Raw genomic sequence first — 15,449 nt, 5'->3', positions numbered from 1 at the left:
GGCGTCGGTGATCAGCGCTGGCCCTGGTACAGCTTCTTCACGGTCAGACCGGCGAAGGCGAGAACGCCGACGCAGACCAGGACCAGCAGGGCTTCGAAGAAGATCTCCACGGGGTGCTCCTTGAGCGGGGGGCATAAACAGGGCCGGCCTCAGCTTACGCGGCCCGCGCCGGCTCCTCTCGCCGGACTCCGTCCAGGAAAGCGACCCACGCGGGCGCGGCGAAGAGGAGGGCTCCGCGGGCGGGGTCCTTGCTGTCGCGCACGGGTACGAGGGGGAGGCCGGGGGCGACCTCGACGCACTCGCCGCCGTCCTGGTTGCTATAGCTGCTCTTGCGCCAGGTGATCGTGCTCAGGTCGATGGCTCGCATGGCGCTTCCTCCAGCATCCGCTCGATGAACTCCCGCGACGCCCCCGGAGACAGGGCCGTATCGCGCACCCGATCGTATCGGAGCTGAAGCTGGTCGACTGCCGTAGTTTCCTGGACCAGTTCGCCCGAGTAGCCGGTCTCGACCCAGGCGACGATCCGGCCCGCGCCGTGCAGAAACATGGTGTGGGTGTTGGTCAGCGCGTGCAGCCCCGCCGACCACGGGACCACCTGGACACTGATATTCGGGCGCTCCCCCATCGCGACGAGATGGCGCAATTGCGCATGCCATTCAGCGCTGCTGCGCAGCGAACTGTGCAGCACCGTCTCCGAAAGGATGGCCCGGAACTGCGGCCCGCCTTCGGCCAGCAGCGGTTCACGCCGACCCATACGCGCCACCACCTGCTTGTCCAGCTCCACGCCCGTCAGCCCGCCCTGGCTGAGCAGCTCCGCCGCGTACTCGGGCGTCTGGAGCAGGCCCGGCACGATGCTCGGTGAGTACTGCCACATACTCACCGCCTCGGCCTCGAGGACCATGTACCGCCGGTACCGCTCCTTGAACTGCGTCGGGTCCGCCACCGCCAGCTCCCACAGCGTGAGCAGCATTCCGCCCGTGCCGTAGTACTGGTCCAGCGCCTCCACGATCTCCGGGCCGCCCAGCGTGTGGCCGTTCTCCATCTTTCCGAACTGGGACGCGTCCCACCCCACCACCTCCGCGACGCCCCGCAGGGACACGCCTCGCCCGTGCCGGAGCAGCCGCAGCTCCTCCGCGAACCGCGCCCTCGGCTCCTGACTGCGACCCGTGATCGCCCTCCGCTGCGGCACAGCACCCCTCCCGGCTGTGGAATTTGTGGAATTTGGAGCGCCCGTTGTGGCACTAGCGGCCGTTCCGGGCTTGGCGACCCCCGGCGTGGGTCATGCTCGTAACTGCCCACCGCTACGCAGAGTAGGGCAACTGTCACATTCCGTACAGACGTTGACGTAAGGGAGCGGACCCGTGAGAACAGAACCGGCCACCTACGAGCCCGGCACCGTGCTCTACGACACCGCCGCCGCCAAGGTCGGTGAGTACCGGGGCCGCAGCGGGGCGCGCATGATGCTCCGCCCCCTCGGCGGCGGCCGGGAGTGGGAGGCGGAACCGGCCGCACTGCGCCCGGCGACCGACCGCGAGCGCCTCGGGGCGAGCCTGCGCGCCGCGAACGACCGCACCCTCGCCACGCCCCCTGCCCCCGGCGACCAGGACCGACCGCCCCTGCCGGTCCCCGGCTGCGAGGCCTGCGCCTGGCTCGCCGACCGGCGGGAAGCCGCACGCGCGGCGTTCGACCACAGCGCGGTGACGGACGCGAACGTCCTGCTGCGCCAGCACCAGCGCAAGGAGCACGAGGGATGACGTACGACGGCGGACTGCCCTACGAGGAGTGCAGGCGGGCGCAGCGGCTCGCGCCGCGACAGGAGCGGGCTCCCCTCTCCCCCGGCTTCACGATGCCGCCGTTCCATCCGGGGCACCCGCCCCGGCCCGCGCCGAAGCACAAGGCCCGGCCCCGGCGGCGCACCCGGCTGGAGGGTGCCACCGAGGCCCTCGTCCATTGAGCGGTCACAGGAGCAGCCGGGTCTGCAGGGCCACGGTCTGCTGGAAGGGCACCTCCTCCGCCCCGCCCGCTCGACTCTGCAGCACCACCGCCAGAACATCGCCGGCGCCGAGGTATGCCTCGCGGACCTGTTCATCGCCGTAGGGCTCGGTCTCGGTATAGACGGAGGTGAGCACGTCGTCGGACTCGGCAGCCTCCGGGAACTCCTCGTCGGGCCCCACCGTTTCCGTGCCTCGCACGGCGTAGGCCGGACTGTCGTAGGGCGCCAGCTGCATGGTGATCAGATCGTCCACCGCGGCCGCCGTGCCGAACTGGAGCAGGTAGATCCGCGTGTGCGTCCCGTCGGCGGCGGTCCAGCCACGGGCGGCGATGTGCCGTAGCCCCGCGTCGACGATCTGCAGCCGCAGCGCGTCACGGTCGGCCTCCTCCCGGTACTCCGCGAGGAAGGTCTCCGTCCGCAGCCAACCGTCGTCGCCGTGCAGCCCCCGGTCCGCCGTCGCCCCCTCGGGCGCCGGCAGGAGCAGGTCCCGCAGATCGGCGTAGTGGGCACCGGCCGCGTTCTTCTCGTCGAACGGCCCCGGGCTGCCGGACGGCAGCGGCGCCGCGGTGAGCGTCGGGTAGGACCAGCGCCCGTCCGACGCGGTCGCGAGCCCGGGCACGTCCGTCCGGTCCATCCGCGTAACGCCGTAGGCCGCGGCCGACCCGACCGCCGCGAAGACGACGACGGCCGCGGTCCAGCGCAGCACGGCACGCAGGGCCCGGCGGTCCCTGCCCGACAAGGTCGGGGCGCCGGGCGGCGGGGCATCCGGCAGAGGCGGCAGCGCGGGCACCGGCGTGACGGGTGCCGACGGGGTGATCTGCTCGGTCACACGGACTCCCCGGGTTCGATGATCCGGTCCAACTGGTCCTTGAACAGCGTGGCGGCGGCCTCGGCGTCGATCGGCCACAGTCCCTCGGCGGTCGCGTTGACCGTGATGTTCGCCACGGAGGCCGAGCAGTACACCGAGTCGAGACTCTCGTCGTCGCCTGCGTCGGAGGGCGTCCGGAAACACTCCGCGTCCTTGTAGCCCTCGATCTCGGGGCCGTCACGGAAGACGTCCAAGGCCTTCATGAACTCGCTCCGGCCCTCTGTCACGGCACGCGCGGCGGCCGGATCCTTCATCCGGGCCAGAGTGATGCTCATGGTGGCGGCGACGCCGTTGAAGTGCTCATCCACGTTGAAGGCGTAGCTGCGCATCGCCATCTCCTCGATGGGCCTGCGGTCGATCTCCTTCTCCAGCTGCTTGCGCTCGGATCGAGGCAGTCCGGCCAGCGACTCCTTGAGCAGCGCGGCCGTCCGGGCGCCGTTCAGTACGGCGTCCGAACCGAACTCCCCCAGGTCGGGGCCGCGCGACCAGTCGTCGGGCCCGTACGGCACGAGGGCCGAGGCCAAACCGCCCGGTTCGGCCGCCGCCGGATGGTCCCGGGTGGGTTCGGGACGCGCCCAGGAAGGGGTGCCCGGATCCCGATCGGCGTCCGCGACGGCCGCGGCGGTGTAGGCGACGGCACCGACGACGGCACCGGCCAGCAGGAGTGCCCCGGTGACGGCCGCGATCCGGCGGCGGCCGCGCCGCCCGGCGGTGGGCGCTGCTTCGGCGGCGTCCACGGGGGCCGGCGTGGCGGCGCTCGCATCGGAAGGGGCCGCGGTCGTGGACGGGGCGTCGGTGCGGTTCTCGTTCACAGCCGCTCCATCTGCCGCTCGGCCACACTCGTGATCATCTTCTTCTCGACCCGCTTGGCTCCGCTCACCCAGATCTCCATGGCGATGTCACCCCGCCGGGCGTGCGCTTCCGCCTGGTAGGGAAACGGCGCGCCTTCGAGGCCGGGGACGGGCCGGTCGTACACGTACACCCGCCCGTCGCCCGTGCCCGGAATCCCCCCGTCGTCGACGCCTCCCTCGCCCGCGTGGTACTGGCCGCTCGCATTGGCTCCGCCTGCGCCGAGGACCTCGTCCTGCCGGTACTGGATCAGCCGGATCTCCACGGAGTACGCGCCGTCGACCTCCCAGCCGGTGACGGCGGCCCGGCGGAACTCGCTGTGCAGCAAGTGCTCGTACTCACGCGACGGATCCCCGAACGTCCCGGCGTAGCCCGCCAGGTCCATCCAGCCGTCGGAGCCCTCCAGCCAGTCGACCTCCTCCGCCCCGCTTGGCTTCTTCAGCAACAGGTCGCGCAGGTCACCCTCGGTGCGCACCTGGCGGTCCTGGTCGACGGACAGCGGCTTCGGCGCCTTCCCCGTACCGCGCGCGAGCGCGGCCTGCGACAGCGGCGGCAGCTTCGTCGGTTCCCGGTCCGCCTGCACGAGAACCCCGGTGCAGGTGCCGGCGACCAGACCCAGCGCCGCGGCGGCCGTGATGAGCACGGCCGTACGCCCGCGCCGTCGTCCGGCCCCCTCGGCGGGTGCGGCCGAATCGCCGGCCGGCGGCGCGGGTTCGTCCGGCACCACAGGGCCGTCCGCCGTCTCGCGGCTCTCCGCTTCTGCCGCGGACATCTCCGGTGTCGGCGCGGGCGGTGCCGCGGGTCTCGCCGGTTCCTCTTCCATGACGTCCCCCACAGAACGTATGACGCATTCGATCAAGCGTGCGCACAGGAGACCCACAGCCCTGCTCCTGGGTTGCGGCGGCGTTGATTACGATTCGGCCATGGCGAAGAAGCTCGTGATCAAGGTGACGGCGGGGGCGGACGCGCCCGAGCGGTGTTCTCAGGCGTTCACCGTGGCGGCGGTGGCGGTGGCCAGTGGGGTCGACGTGTCGCTGTGGCTGACTGGTGAGTCCGCGTGGTTCGCGGTGCCGGGGCGCGCGGCCGAGTTCGAGCTGCCGCACGCCGCGCCGCTGCCCGACCTGCTCGACTCGCTCCTGGCGGGCGGCCGGGTCACGCTGTGCACCCAGTGCGCGGCCCGCCGCGACCTCACCGAGAAGGACGTCATCGAGGGCGTACGGATCGCGGGCGCGCAGGTCTTCGTGCAGGAGGCGCTGGCTGACGACACGCAGGCGCTCGTCTACTGACGCAGGGCGGCGGCCACCAGGCCTTCGAGGGCCTCGCGCGGCACCTCGCCCCCGCAGACCAGCCGGTCGAAGACCAGCCCGTCGATGCAGGACAGCAGCGTGTGGGTGCGGTTCTCGACGTCCGTCACACCGTGCCCGGCGAGGAACAGCCGAACGGCCTCGCGGCCGGCGTTCTCGCGGGGTACGAGGATCTCCCGCAGCTCCGGGGCGCGCACGCTCTCGACGGCGCAGGCGTAGCGGGCGAGTGAGCGCCGGCGCCCCTCGCCGGTGAGCCGCCGGCGGACGAGCAGCGTCATGCCGTCCACCAGGTCCTCGGCCGTGCGCAGGGGCGGGAGACGCTCGGCCGTCGTGTGCAGTTCCGCCTGGTCGAGCTGGACCAGGCGGGTGACGAGTCCGGTGAGCAGCGCGGCCCGGGTGCGGAAGTACGCCGACGTGGTGCCGGACGGCAGGCCCGCCCGACGGTCCACTGCGCGGTGGGTCAGGCCGCGGATCCCTTCGTCGGCGAGTACGTCGAGAGCCGCGTCCGCGAGGAGGGTGCGCCGATCCGTAGCCACGCTCTCTTTCTACACCTGTAGCACTTGGGATAAGGTCGTTTTTCTACAGGGGTAGAAGAAGGTGGGGCTCGCCATGGGCAGCACAGCGGTGATCGTCGGAGGGGGCATCGGCGGACTGGCCGCCGCGATCGGCCTGCGTCGCATCGGCTGGGAGGTGACGGTCGTCGAGCGCGCGCCCGTACTCGACGACGTGGGGGCGGGCATCTCGCTGGCCGCCAACGGCCTTCGGGCACTGGACGAACTCGGAGTGGGCGAGGCGGTGCGGGAAGCGTCGCGGGGCCAGTACGAGGGCGGCACCCGCACTCCCGGGGGCGGTTGGCTGGCCCGGATGGACGGCGCGGCGCTGGAGAAGGCGGTCGGCACGCCCATCATGGGGATACCCCGCGCCGTCTTGCACCGGCTGCTGCGTGAGGCCCTGCCCGGCGAGACGCTGCTGATCGGCTCCGAGGCCGGCCCGGTCCAGGAGGCCGGGCCGGGGGCGGTTCGAGTCGGCTGCGGCGACCTGGTGCTGGACGCCGACCTGGTGGTGGCGGCCGACGGCATCGGCAGCACGTTCCGCGGCCGTCTGTTCCCCGCTCACCCCGGCCCGGTCCACAGCGGCTCGACGGTCCTGCGCGCCATCACCGAGCAGGCGGTCGATCTGCCCACCGACTTCGAGCTGACCTGGGGTCACGGCGCCGAGTTCGGGCACATCGCCTTCCTCGACGGGCGGGCCGAGTGGCACGCGGTCCTCACGCTGCCCGCAGGGACGCGGTTCTCCGAACCCCTGGCCGAACTGCGACGGCGCTTCCACGACTGGCACGATCCGATCCCCGCCCTGCTCGACGCGACCCGGCCCGACGCCGTGCTGCACCACGACGTGTACGAACTGCGTACACCGCTCCCCTCGTACACGGCCGGCCGCATCGCGCTGCTCGGTGACGCGGCGCACGCGATGACCCCGAACCTGGGACAGGGCGCCTGCCAGGCGCTGGAGGACGCGGTCGTCCTGGCCGCCGCGCTCGCCGCCGAGCCCTCGGTGGAAGCCGCGCTCACCCGGTACGACGCCGAGCGGCGACCCCGCAGTCAAGCCGTCGCACGCGCCGCCCGGCAGGCCGGACGGATGGGCCAGCAGCTCGCCCGCCCCCTGCCCGTCGCCCTGCGCAACACGGCCATGCGGCTGACCCCCTCCCGCGCCGCCGTGCGCATGATCCTCCGGCATCACGACTGGGCCCCACCGCACCTGAGCCGGCCCGGCCGGTGACCCCGGCACCCGTCGGCGCTCACTGACGACCGCGCCGTCCTCGCGGTGCGCTGCCTGCGACGCCTCCTGGGCGGCACGGACACACCGGACGACGAGGACGACGCCCTCCAGTCGGCGCCCTGAGGGGCTAGTGGCGCTTCTTGCCGTCCAGTTCGTCCCACCACTCGTCGGACTGGGCGTCGCCCGACGGGTCGTCCCACCAGCGGTCCTCGGGGCCGCGCCGGTTGGCGATCATCGCGGCCACCGGGGGGATGAGCATCGCGAACACACACAGGCCCACGGCCGCCGGGACGGACCACAGGCGCACGACTCCCCAGGCCAGGACGAAGAGCACGATGCAGGTCCCCATCATGGCGAAGTAGACGTGCCGCCGCCGCGCGTACATACCTCCAGCGTAGGCCGGGCACGCCGAAGGGGCCGCACCCCAGGCGTCCAACCCGGTGGGTGCGGCCCCTTCGGCCGTCACTGCCGTCAGACGGCGATCGCGACCTCCGCCAGGCCGCCCTGCTGGGCGACGACCGTGCGGTCGGCGGTGCCGCCCGGGACGAGCGCGCGCACGGTCCAGGTGCCCTCGGCCGCGTAGAAGCGGAACTGGCCCGTCGCGGAGGTCGGGACCTCCGCCGTGAACTCGCCGGTGGCGTCCAGCAGACGGACGTAGCCCGTCACCGGCTCGCCGCCGCGGGTCACCTGACCCTGGATGGTGGTCTCACCCGGCTTGATCGTCGAGGCGTCGGGGCCGCCGGCCTTCGCTCCGCACATGTCGTTACTCCTGAGGGGTTGAGAAGGGGCGGGCTTACTTGTTGGCGCCGAGCTCGATCGGCACGCCGACGAGGGAGCCGTACTCGGTCCAGGAGCCGTCGTAGTTCTTGACGTTCTCCACGCCCAGCAGCTCGTGCAGGACGAACCAGGTCAGGGCCGAGCGCTCACCGATGCGGCAGTAGGCGATCGTGTCCTTCGCCAGGTCGACCTGCTCGTCGGTGTAGAGCTGCTTCAGCTCGTCGTCCGACTTGAAGGTGCCGTCGTCGTTGGCGTTCTTCGACCACGGGATGTTGCGGGCGGACGGGACGTGGCCCGGACGCTGCGACTGCTCCTGCGGGAGGTGGGCCGGGGCGAGCAGCTTGCCGGAGAACTCGTCGGGCGAGCGCACGTCGACCAGGTTCTGCGCGCCGATCGCCTTGACCACGTCGTCGCGGAAGGCGCGGATCGCGGTGTTCTGCGGCTTAGCCTTGTAGTCGGTGGTGGCGCGCTGGGGCACCTCGTCACCGGGGACCAGCTCGCGGGCGTCCAGCTCCCACTTCTTGCGGCCGCCGTCGAGGAGCTTGACGTTCTCGTGGCCGTAGAGCTTGAAGTACCAGTAGGCGTACGACGCGAACCAGTTGTTGTTGCCGCCGTAGAGGACCACCAGCGTGTCGTTGGCGATGCCCTTGGCCGACAGGAGCTTCTCGAAGCCCTCCTGGTCGACGAAGTCGCGGCGGACCGGGTCCTGGAGGTCCTGGGTCCAGTCGATCCGGATCGCGTTCTTGATGTGGTTCTTCTCGTAGGCGGACGTGTCCTCGTCCACCTCGACGATCGCGATGGACGGGTCGTCCAGGTGGTCCTGCAGCCAGTCGGCGTCGACCAGGACGTCGCTGCGGCTCATGTTTTCTCCTCCGGGGCAGTTGCGGCGGGGCGTGCGGTGAGAGGGTGTGCGCGCTCGGGCCGTGTCACGGCGCGCGCGGGTGCCCACGACAGTGCGGGGCGAGGATGAGGGGGACACGGACGGCGACGTCGCCGTCCGCCTCAGAAGGCGCGACAGAGCATGGCGGCAACGCGGCACAGGTCCACTGCCCGCCGCTTCGTGAGATCCGCCTGTCGCTTCATAGGACCCGATCGTAGGGATTGAGGGCGGGCCATGTCACCGACGTGTCGCATGATGAGACACGATCGTCCGGAATGTGGGATCGAGAGGCTTGTGGCCTTGCCGCCGAGGCCTGCGGGAGCCTGGGCGGGTGTCTCCGCATCTGCGGTACGGACGGCACTGTCTCGCCAGTCGGACATCGGCCGCCGGGGCCCGGGGGCGACGCCCTTAGTCCTACCCGGCCAGCTTGACGTGGGAACCCTTCACCGTGATCTCGACGCCGTCCTTCGCCGCCTCGACCTTGTCCAGCTCGATACCGCCGGGCAGCTCGTCGATGGTCTGCTGGAAGTCGGTGATGGCCCGGATCCGGGACTCGGCGAGCTGCCTGCCGCCTATCTCCGGCAGCCCGTCGGCGACGACCTCGACGTCGTCGTCCTTGACCTTGACCGAGCTGAGCACCTCGACCGGCTCGGGCACCTCGACGCCGAGGACCGTGGCCTGCAGCGACACCTTGATCTTGCCGTTGCCGCCGTCGGAGAGGCCGACGACCTTGGCGTCGATGCCGGGCGCGATCCGGGTGGGCTCGGACTTGGTGGCCTTCATCAGCTCGTCGTAGCCGACGGTCGCGGTGCCGGTGGCGGTGGCCGCGGTGGCGGAGGTGTAGTCGCCGGAGAACTCGACGCCCTTCATGTGCGCACGCAGGCGGGCGATGCGGATCTTCTCGTTCGCGTTGCCGGTGGACGCCTCGTAGTCGTCGATGCCGATCTCCACGTCGTCCAGTTCACCGCCGGCGACCTGGGTGAGGAAGGGGAAACCGTTGATGGACACGTCCGGCGTCGAGGCCAGGTTCTCGGTGCTGCGCAGCTTGTCCGCCGCCTCGTCCTCGGCGAAGTTGACGGCCACACGGTCGGCGATCACGAAGAGGCCGCCCAGGATCACGACGACGATCAACAGTATTCGCAGTGCGCGCATGCGGTGTTTCCCCAACCCTGGACGCTCGACGGCGGCGGACCCGACGACCGGCGGCCGTCCAGCGCGAGCGTAACGCGGCCCCCGGGCACCCCCCGGGTTTTGTCGAACAGCTGTGACAGGGGGCGCCGCCACCCGTGACAGGCGGCGCCGGGGCTCAGGCCAGGGCCCGGCCCAGGAGGTACACGGCCGGGGCGGCCGCCGCGAGGGGCAGGGCCACGCCCGCCGTGAAGTGGACGAAGCGGGAGGGGTAGTCGTAGGCCGCCACCCGCAGGCCGATCAGCGCACAGACCGCCGCCCCCGCACCGAGCAGCGCTCCCGACGCCCCGAAGTCCGTCACCGAGCCGGCCGCGATCCCCGCCCCGGCCGCCGCGAGCAGCGCGACGACCACGGACGCCGGGGTCGGCAACGGCAGCGCACGGGCCACGGCGGCCACCGCCACCGCGATCCCGCCGACCGTCACCGCGTCCGCGTCGGCCGCGAGGTACCCGCCCGCGACCACGGCCAGGGCCGCCGCGGCGATGGTCGCCATCAGGCCGTACATCCGCTCGTCGGGGTCGGCGTGCGAGCGCAGTTGCAGGACCAGGGAGAGCAGCACCCACACCCCGAGCGTGCCGAGGATCGCCGCCGGGGAGCGGTCCGACACCAGCAGCGCCGCGTCGGCGGCGAGCGCGCCCGCGAAGCCCAGCGCGATGCCCTGCCGGGCGGGCCACATGCCGTTCAGCCGGAACCAGCCCGCCGCGGTGAGCGCCTGGAGGACGACGAGCGGGACGAGGAGGGCGTACGTGCCGAGCGCCGCCGCGCCGGACAGCAGCAGCCCGAGCAGTGCGGTGAGACCGGCCGGCTGCATGCCCGGGTCGATGATCGGCGAACGCCCCTCGGCGCGGGCCCGCTGCGCGTCCGTGATCCGCGTGTTCCCGGCGACGGTCGCGGGACCGTAGCCCGGATCGTCGGAGGAGGATGCGGCGGAGGGCGCGGGGGCGGGAGCGGGAGCGGAAGCAGGAGGCTCGTACGGCTGCGGCTGGGGCTGGGGCGCGTACGGCTGCGGCTGGGGCTGCGGCTGGGGCTGGTGGGACTGGTACGGCTGCGGCTGTCCGTACCCCTGCGACGGGTACGGCTCAGGCTGTGGCTGGGCGTGCGGCGGCAGGTACGCCGTCTCCTCCGCGGAGACCGGCGGCTGCACCTGCGTCTCCCAGGTCTGCCCCTGCCACTGCTGCGTGTACTGGTCGGCGTTCGGGTCCGGCTGCTCCCCGTAGCCCTGGTACGGCTGGTACGGCTGCTGCCCGGGCCACGCCTGGGCGTCGTATCCCTCGTACTGCTGATTCGGGTCGTACTGCTGTCGCGGGTCGTACTGCCGGTACGGCTGCTGCGGCTGGTCGGTCATCGCTCACCCTCCTGCGAACGGCGGGAGCACCTCGACCGTGCCGCCCTCGGCCAGCCGTACCGTCTCATGCCCGCGGGTGCCCACGGGGTCGCCGTCGACGAGGAACGAGCAGCGCAGCAGCACGCGCGTGAGTTCGCCGGGGTGGCGCTCGCGGACCGCGCCGAGCGCGTCGGCCAGCGTCACCGCGTCGTACGGCTCCTCGGCCACCCCCGCCGCGGCCTTCGCGGCCGCCCAGTAGCGCACCGTGACCTTTGCCATCTCGTTCCTTCGTCGTCGGCGATGAACAACGTCAGGCTAGCCCGCCCGGGCCACCGCCCAGTCGCCGATGCGGTCGAGCAGCTCCTCGCCGGAGGCGTTCTCGGCGTGGCCCATGCCGGGCTCCAGCCAGAGTTCGCCGTGGTCACCGGCCGCCTCGGCCAGCATCCGGGGGTGGTCGAGGGGAAAGTAGCCGTCCCGGTCGCCGTGCACGACGAGCAGTGGCCTCGGCGCGATCCGGGGCACCGCCTCCACCGGCGACAGCGGCACCGGGTCCCAGTCGCGGTGGTGGATACGGGTGCGCAGGCCGTAGCGGCCCACCAGGCGCCCGGCGGGGCGCATCACCAGCCAGTGCAGCCGGCGCATGGGTGCCGTGCCCCGGTAGTACCAGCGGGCGGGGGAGCTGACCGACACGACGGCGTCCGTGCCCGCCGCGTCGTCGCCGGCGTACAGCGCTGCGTGCCGCAGGACCACCGAGCCGCCCATGGAGAAGCCGACGGTGACCACACGGGTGTGCCCGAAGCCGCGCGCCCAGGCGACCGCCGCCGCCAGATCGAGCACTTCGCGGTCCCCCACGGTGGACCGCCCGCCGGACGCGCCGTGGCCCCGGAAGGAGAACGTGACCACGGCGCCGTGCCGCGCGAACGCCCCCGCGATCCGCCGTACGTGCGGCTTGTCGGCATCGCCGGTGAACCCGTGCGCGACGACGAACACCAGGTCAGAGGGGTCACGCCCGGTCCTTCCCGGCTCGTACACGGCGTCGACGGGGACACCGTCCGCCGTACGGAGGAAGGTGCGCGCGGGCGTGCGGCGCGGCGCTCCCCGGGGCGTCTCGGCATGCGGACGATTGGCTGGACCACGGGTGGAACGCGCCACATGACCCGGCGGTCGGTTGCTCATGTCGGCTATTCTGCTGGGCAGAGGACTCGGGCAACGTAGCCCCCGGGTCCTTTTGTGCTTCCGGGAGCGATGCCGGGCGGTCGTCGGGCGGTCGTCGGGCATTCACCTCCCGGACGCGCCGCGGGCCCCACGGGCACGGGACCCGCACCCGCACGACCTGTACGAAGCAGTGCCGTAAACGTCCTCGCAGGGACCCAGGAGGAACCAGACGTTATGGGCGAGCGAACCGGGCACGACCACGAACCGTCCCAGGCAGGTGGGGCGCGATGAGTTCTCTGCTGCTCCTGACCAACGCCCTCCAGCCGTCGACGGAGGTGCTCCCCGCTCTCGGCCTGCTGCTGCACAACGTGCGTGTCGCCCCCGCCGAGGGCCCCGCACTCGTCGACACCCCGGGCGCCGACGTCATCCTCGTCGACGGCCGCCGCGACCTTCCCCAGATCCGCAGCCTGTGCCAGTTGCTGCGCTCCACGGGGCTCAGCTGTCCGCTGGTGCTCATCGTCACCGAGGGCGGTCTCGCCGCCGTCACCGCCGACTGGGGCATCGACGACGTCCTGCTCGACACCGCCGGTCCGGCGGAGGTCGAGGCGCGGCTGCGGCTGGCCACGGGCCGCCAGCAGCTCGGCGGCGACGACTCCCCCATGGAGATCCGCAACGGCGACCTGTCGGTGGACGAGGCGACGTACTCCGCGAAGCTCAAGGGCCGGGTCCTGGACCTGACCTTCAAGGAGTTCGAGCTGCTGAAGTACCTCGCACAGCACCCCGGCCGCGTGTTCACCCGCGCGCAGCTGCTCCAGGAGGTGTGGGGCTACGACTACTTCGGCGGCACCCGCACGGTCGACGTGCACGTGCGGCGGCTGCGCGCCAAGCTCGGCCCCGAGCACGAGTCGCTGATCGGCACTGTCCGCAACGTGGGCTACCGCTTCGTGACGCCGGAGAAGCCCGAGAAGGGCGAGAAGACCGAGAAGGGTGAGAAGAGCGAGAAGCCCGAGAAGTCGGAGGAGGCGGAGCCGAAGGGCGCCGAGGACCGGTCCGACACGCCGGCGAAAGCGGCGGGCGCAAGGTCATCCAAGGTGTGATACGCCCTGCCCGGAGCGGATCCATCCGCGTAGACTCCGCGCGTGGCCAAGGTGACTCGGGATGATGTGGCGCGACTGGCGGGGACTTCCACCGCCGTCGTCAGCTACGTCATCAACAACGGACCCCGGCCGGTCGCCCCGGCCACGCGCGAGCGTGTCCTCGCCGCGATCAAGGAACTGGGGTACCGCCCGGACCGGGTCGCCCAGGCCATGGCGTCGCGGCGCACGGACCTCATAGGCCTGATCGTGCCGGACGCGCGCCAGCCGTTCTTCGCGGAGATGGCGCACGCGGTCGAGTGGGCCGCCTCCGAGCGCGGCAAGATGGTGCTCGTCGGCAACAGCGACTACGTCGGTGAGCGCGAGGTGCACTACCTGCGCGCCTTCCTCGGCATGCGGGTCTCCGGCCTGATCCTGGTCAGCCACGCGCTGAACGACAACGCCGCCGCCGAGATCGACGCCTGGGACGCCCGGGTGGTGCTGCTGCACGAGCGCCCCGAGGCCATCGACGACGTCGCCGTCGTCACCGACGACCTCGGCGGTGCCCAGCTCGCCGTACGGCACCTGCTGGAGCACGGGTACGCGTACGTCGCCTGTATGGGCGGCACCGCCGAGACGCCGTCCGTCGGCGACCCGGTCTCCGACCACGTCGAGGGCTGGAAGCGCGCGATGAAGGAGGCCGGGCTCTCCACCGAGGGCCGGCTCTTCGAGGCGCCGTACAACCGCTACGACGCGTACCGCGTGAGTCTGGAGCTGCTCTCCGGGCCGCAGCGCCCGCCCGCGATCTTCTGCTCCACCGACGACCAGGCGATCGGCCTGCTGCGCGCGGCCCGCGAGCTGCGCATCGACGTCCCCGGCGAGCTGGCGGTGGCCGGTTTCGACGACATCAAGGAGGCGGACCTCGCCGATCCACCGCTGACGACGGTCGCCTCGGACCGGTCGGCGATGGCGCGTGCCGCCGTGGACCTGGTCCTGGACGACGGCCTGCGGGTGGCGGGTTCCCGCCGCGAGCGGCTGAAGGTGTTCCCCTCGCAGTTGGTGGTACGGCAGTCCTGCGGCTGCGCGTAGGACCCGCCCCGACACCCTCGTCCGACGCCTTTATATCGGGCATACGAGGTTCTGCCGGGCTTCTCAGGCAGCCCTCAGGCCGCTCTCATACGAGGGCGGGAAGCTCATGGACATGACCGAGAGCCTCCGCCACAACGGCGAGTACGAGCACGCGAACCCGTACCAGGGACCCCACCAGCACGCCTCCTCTCCCGTCAACCCGGAGTGGCCGCCCCCGCCGGCGCAGCCGCCCGGGAACCACCCCATGCAGCCCCTGCCCGAGCCGCCGCACGGCAGGCGCGCGGCCCGGCGGCGCGGTCCCGCCGCCCTGCTGGTCGCCGTGGCGATCGTCGCGGCGGCCGTCGGCGGCGGCACGGCGTACGGCATCCAGGAGCTGGCCGGCGGCGACACCGTCGCTGCCGGCTCGACGAGCACCAACGTGGTGCCCTCCAGCCAGAAGGGCACGGTCTCCGGCGTCGCGAAGGCGGTCAGCCCGAGCATCGTCGAGATCAACGCCACCTCGAACGCCGGCTCCTCCACCGGTTCCGGCGTGATCATCACCGACGACGGCGAGATCATCACCAACAACCACGTCGTGTCCGGCGCCTCGTCCGTCAAGGTGACGACGAACGACGGCAAGCAGTACACCGCCGAGGTCGTCGGCACCGACAGCAAGAAGGACCTCGCGCTGATCAAGCTGAAGGACGCCTCCGGCCTCAAGGCCGCCGCCCTCGGCGACTCCGACGGCATCGGGGTCGGCGACCAGGTCGTCGCCATCGGCTCCCCCGAGGGCCTGACCGGCACCGTGACCAGCGGCATCGTCTCCGCCCTGAACCGGGACGTGACCGTCTCGACGGACGAGGGCCAGCAGCAACAGCAGCAGCGGCAGGGCGGCCAGTGGCCCTTCGAGTTCGGCGGGCAGCAGTTCAACGGCGACACCGGCTCGTCCACGACGACGTACAAGGCGATCCAGACCGACGCGTCCCTCAACCCGGGCAACTCCGGCGGCGCGCTGATCGACATGAACGGCAACATCATCGGCATCAACTCCGCGATGTACTCGGCGACCGAGTCCTCCGCGAGCGCGGGCAGCGTGGGCCTGGGCTTCGCCATCCCGGTCAACACGGTGAAGGCCGACCTGCCCGAGCTGCGGGCGGGCGCGAGCAACTGAGCGGGCGCGAAGACGTGCGAC

General features: G+C 72.1%; 20 protein-coding genes. 7 read left to right on the top strand and 13 right to left on the bottom strand.

Annotation, left to right across the window (positions count from 1 at the left end; genetic code table 11):
* Positions 1–154: 154 nt before the first annotated feature.
* Complete coding sequence (locus tag ACZ56V_RS28455; protein ID WP_468946158.1) at positions 155–367, bottom strand: DUF397 domain-containing protein; 213 nt, start codon at positions 365–367, stop codon at positions 155–157.
* Entirely contained in the window at positions 349–1,188 is an 840-nt protein-coding gene (locus ACZ56V_RS28450; protein WP_468946155.1) for a helix-turn-helix domain-containing protein, read from the bottom strand. Before ACZ56V_RS28450 ends, ACZ56V_RS28455 begins: the two co-directional genes overlap by 19 nt.
* 172 nt (positions 1,189–1,360) lie before the next feature.
* Between ACZ56V_RS28450 and ACZ56V_RS28445 the strand changes: the two genes are divergently transcribed.
* Together ACZ56V_RS28445 and ACZ56V_RS28440 are read left to right on the top strand one after the other, a co-directional pair.
* Positions 1,361–1,753, top strand: a complete 393-nt coding sequence (locus ACZ56V_RS28445) for a hypothetical protein (protein ID WP_467379451.1) — start codon at positions 1,361–1,363, stop codon at positions 1,751–1,753.
* The gene (locus tag ACZ56V_RS28440) at positions 1,750–1,953 is read left to right on the top strand and encodes a hypothetical protein (protein ID WP_468946152.1); all 204 of its coding nucleotides are present in this window, start codon (positions 1,750–1,752) and stop codon (positions 1,951–1,953) included. The genes ACZ56V_RS28445 and ACZ56V_RS28440 overlap by 4 nt, the downstream gene beginning before the upstream one ends.
* A 4-nt stretch (positions 1,954–1,957) precedes the next feature.
* Here the strand turns inward: ACZ56V_RS28440 and ACZ56V_RS28435 are convergent, their stop codons facing one another.
* From ACZ56V_RS28435 to ACZ56V_RS28425, 3 genes are read right to left on the bottom strand one after another with little or no spacing between them, the layout of a single operon-like run.
* Positions 1,958–2,821 carry a hypothetical protein gene (locus ACZ56V_RS28435; protein ID WP_468946150.1) on the bottom strand — a complete coding sequence of 288 codons (864 nt, stop codon included), beginning with the start codon at positions 2,819–2,821 and terminating at the stop codon, positions 1,958–1,960.
* Positions 2,818–3,672: a hypothetical protein gene (locus ACZ56V_RS28430; RefSeq protein ID WP_468946147.1), complete on the bottom strand. Its 855-nt coding sequence runs from the start codon at positions 3,670–3,672 to the stop codon at positions 2,818–2,820. The genes ACZ56V_RS28435 and ACZ56V_RS28430 overlap by 4 nt, the downstream gene beginning before the upstream one ends.
* A complete protein-coding gene (locus tag ACZ56V_RS28425) occupies positions 3,669–4,532 on the bottom strand; it encodes a hypothetical protein (RefSeq protein ID WP_468946144.1) in 864 nt (287 codons plus the stop codon). Before ACZ56V_RS28425 ends, ACZ56V_RS28430 begins: the two co-directional genes overlap by 4 nt.
* A gap of 100 nt (positions 4,533–4,632) precedes the next feature.
* Between ACZ56V_RS28425 and ACZ56V_RS28420 the strand changes: the two genes are divergently transcribed.
* Positions 4,633–4,995, top strand: coding sequence for a DsrE family protein (locus ACZ56V_RS28420; RefSeq protein WP_003974797.1), 363 nt, complete (start codon positions 4,633–4,635; stop codon positions 4,993–4,995).
* Here ACZ56V_RS28420 and ACZ56V_RS28415 read toward each other — a convergent pair.
* Complete coding sequence (locus ACZ56V_RS28415; protein WP_398914358.1) at positions 4,989–5,549, bottom strand: TetR/AcrR family transcriptional regulator; 561 nt, start codon at positions 5,547–5,549, stop codon at positions 4,989–4,991. The genes ACZ56V_RS28420 and ACZ56V_RS28415 overlap by 7 nt on opposite strands.
* A 73-nt stretch (positions 5,550–5,622) precedes the next feature.
* On the opposite strand from ACZ56V_RS28415, the gene ACZ56V_RS28410 reads away from it, so the two are divergent.
* A complete protein-coding gene (locus tag ACZ56V_RS28410) occupies positions 5,623–6,792 on the top strand; it encodes an FAD-dependent monooxygenase (protein WP_468946140.1) in 1,170 nt (389 codons plus the stop codon).
* Positions 6,793–6,919: 127 nt separating this feature from the next.
* Here ACZ56V_RS28410 and ACZ56V_RS28405 read toward each other — a convergent pair whose 3' ends face one another.
* The 7 genes from ACZ56V_RS28405 to ACZ56V_RS28375 all read right to left on the bottom strand — a co-directional run bounded on the left by ACZ56V_RS28405 (position 6,920) and on the right by ACZ56V_RS28375 (position 12,137).
* A complete protein-coding gene (locus ACZ56V_RS28405; protein WP_356364833.1) occupies positions 6,920–7,177 on the bottom strand; it encodes a DUF3099 domain-containing protein in 258 nt (85 codons plus the stop codon).
* Positions 7,178–7,263: 86 nt separating this feature from the next.
* Positions 7,264–7,551 (bottom strand): DUF1416 domain-containing protein, encoded by a 288-nt coding sequence (locus ACZ56V_RS28400; protein WP_076975427.1) that lies wholly within the window; start codon positions 7,549–7,551, stop codon positions 7,264–7,266.
* 34 nt (positions 7,552–7,585) lie between these two features.
* Positions 7,586–8,431 carry a sulfurtransferase gene (locus tag ACZ56V_RS28395; protein ID WP_076975426.1) on the bottom strand — a complete coding sequence of 282 codons (846 nt, stop codon included), beginning with the start codon at positions 8,429–8,431 and terminating at the stop codon, positions 7,586–7,588.
* Positions 8,432–8,863: 432 nt separating this feature from the next.
* Positions 8,864–9,601, bottom strand: coding sequence for an LmeA family phospholipid-binding protein (locus ACZ56V_RS28390; RefSeq protein ID WP_468946135.1), 738 nt, complete (start codon positions 9,599–9,601; stop codon positions 8,864–8,866).
* 154 nt (positions 9,602–9,755) lie between these two features.
* Positions 9,756–10,982 carry a hypothetical protein gene (locus ACZ56V_RS28385; protein WP_468946132.1) on the bottom strand — a complete coding sequence of 409 codons (1,227 nt, stop codon included), beginning with the start codon at positions 10,980–10,982 and terminating at the stop codon, positions 9,756–9,758.
* A 3-nt stretch (positions 10,983–10,985) separates the two neighbouring features.
* Positions 10,986–11,240 (bottom strand): MoaD/ThiS family protein, encoded by a 255-nt coding sequence (locus tag ACZ56V_RS28380; RefSeq protein WP_030187984.1) that lies wholly within the window; start codon positions 11,238–11,240, stop codon positions 10,986–10,988.
* A gap of 36 nt (positions 11,241–11,276) precedes the next feature.
* Entirely contained in the window at positions 11,277–12,137 is an 861-nt protein-coding gene (locus tag ACZ56V_RS28375; protein WP_468946129.1) for an alpha/beta hydrolase, read from the bottom strand.
* Positions 12,138–12,403: 266 nt separating this feature from the next.
* Between ACZ56V_RS28375 and ACZ56V_RS28370 the strand changes: the two genes are divergently transcribed.
* The 3 genes from ACZ56V_RS28370 to ACZ56V_RS28360 all read left to right on the top strand — a co-directional run bounded on the left by ACZ56V_RS28370 (position 12,404) and on the right by ACZ56V_RS28360 (position 15,428).
* On the top strand, positions 12,404–13,213 hold the full coding sequence (locus tag ACZ56V_RS28370) for a winged helix-turn-helix domain-containing protein (protein WP_398914347.1): 810 nt from the start codon (positions 12,404–12,406) through the stop codon (positions 13,211–13,213).
* Positions 13,214–13,255: 42 nt separating this feature from the next.
* Positions 13,256–14,278: a LacI family DNA-binding transcriptional regulator gene (locus tag ACZ56V_RS28365; protein WP_356364822.1), complete on the top strand. Its 1,023-nt coding sequence runs from the start codon at positions 13,256–13,258 to the stop codon at positions 14,276–14,278.
* Positions 14,279–14,390: 112 nt separating this feature from the next.
* The gene (locus tag ACZ56V_RS28360; protein ID WP_468946124.1) at positions 14,391–15,428 is read left to right on the top strand and encodes a S1C family serine protease; all 1,038 of its coding nucleotides are present in this window, start codon (positions 14,391–14,393) and stop codon (positions 15,426–15,428) included.
* The last annotated feature ends 21 nt before the right edge of the window (positions 15,429–15,449 follow it).

The sequence above is a fragment of the Streptomyces sp. NPDC034099 genome (assembly GCF_055575415.1).
Note: the sequence above shows the minus strand (reverse complement) of the source record. Positions and strands in the feature narration are given on the sequence as shown.

What these genes read in the sequence shown, in the direction of transcription:
- ACZ56V_RS28410 (WP_468946140.1), top strand. Translation starts at nt 5,623, where the DNA reads ATGGGCAGCACAGCGGTGATCGTCGGAGGGGGCATCGGCGGACTGGCC.
- ACZ56V_RS28420 (WP_003974797.1), top strand. Translation starts at nt 4,633, where the DNA reads ATGGCGAAGAAGCTCGTGATCAAGGTGACGGCGGGGGCGGACGCGCCC.
- ACZ56V_RS28380 (WP_030187984.1), bottom strand. Translation starts at nt 11,240, where the DNA reads ATGGCAAAGGTCACGGTGCGCTACTGGGCGGCCGCGAAGGCCGCGGCG.
- ACZ56V_RS28390 (WP_468946135.1), bottom strand. Translation starts at nt 9,601, where the DNA reads ATGCGCGCACTGCGAATACTGTTGATCGTCGTCGTGATCCTGGGCGGC.
- ACZ56V_RS28440 (WP_468946152.1), top strand. Translation starts at nt 1,750, where the DNA reads ATGACGTACGACGGCGGACTGCCCTACGAGGAGTGCAGGCGGGCGCAG.
- ACZ56V_RS28405 (WP_356364833.1), bottom strand. Translation starts at nt 7,177, where the DNA reads ATGTACGCGCGGCGGCGGCACGTCTACTTCGCCATGATGGGGACCTGC.
- ACZ56V_RS28425 (WP_468946144.1), bottom strand. Translation starts at nt 4,532, where the DNA reads ATGGAAGAGGAACCGGCGAGACCCGCGGCACCGCCCGCGCCGACACCG.
- ACZ56V_RS28360 (WP_468946124.1), top strand. Translation starts at nt 14,391, where the DNA reads ATGACCGAGAGCCTCCGCCACAACGGCGAGTACGAGCACGCGAACCCG.
- ACZ56V_RS28455 (WP_468946158.1), bottom strand. Translation starts at nt 367, where the DNA reads ATGCGAGCCATCGACCTGAGCACGATCACCTGGCGCAAGAGCAGCTAT.
- ACZ56V_RS28370 (WP_398914347.1), top strand. Translation starts at nt 12,404, where the DNA reads ATGAGTTCTCTGCTGCTCCTGACCAACGCCCTCCAGCCGTCGACGGAG.
- ACZ56V_RS28385 (WP_468946132.1), bottom strand. Translation starts at nt 10,982, where the DNA reads ATGACCGACCAGCCGCAGCAGCCGTACCGGCAGTACGACCCGCGACAG.
- ACZ56V_RS28395 (WP_076975426.1), bottom strand. Translation starts at nt 8,431, where the DNA reads ATGAGCCGCAGCGACGTCCTGGTCGACGCCGACTGGCTGCAGGACCAC.
- ACZ56V_RS28375 (WP_468946129.1), bottom strand. Translation starts at nt 12,137, where the DNA reads ATGAGCAACCGACCGCCGGGTCATGTGGCGCGTTCCACCCGTGGTCCA.
- ACZ56V_RS28400 (WP_076975427.1), bottom strand. Translation starts at nt 7,551, where the DNA reads ATGTGCGGAGCGAAGGCCGGCGGCCCCGACGCCTCGACGATCAAGCCG.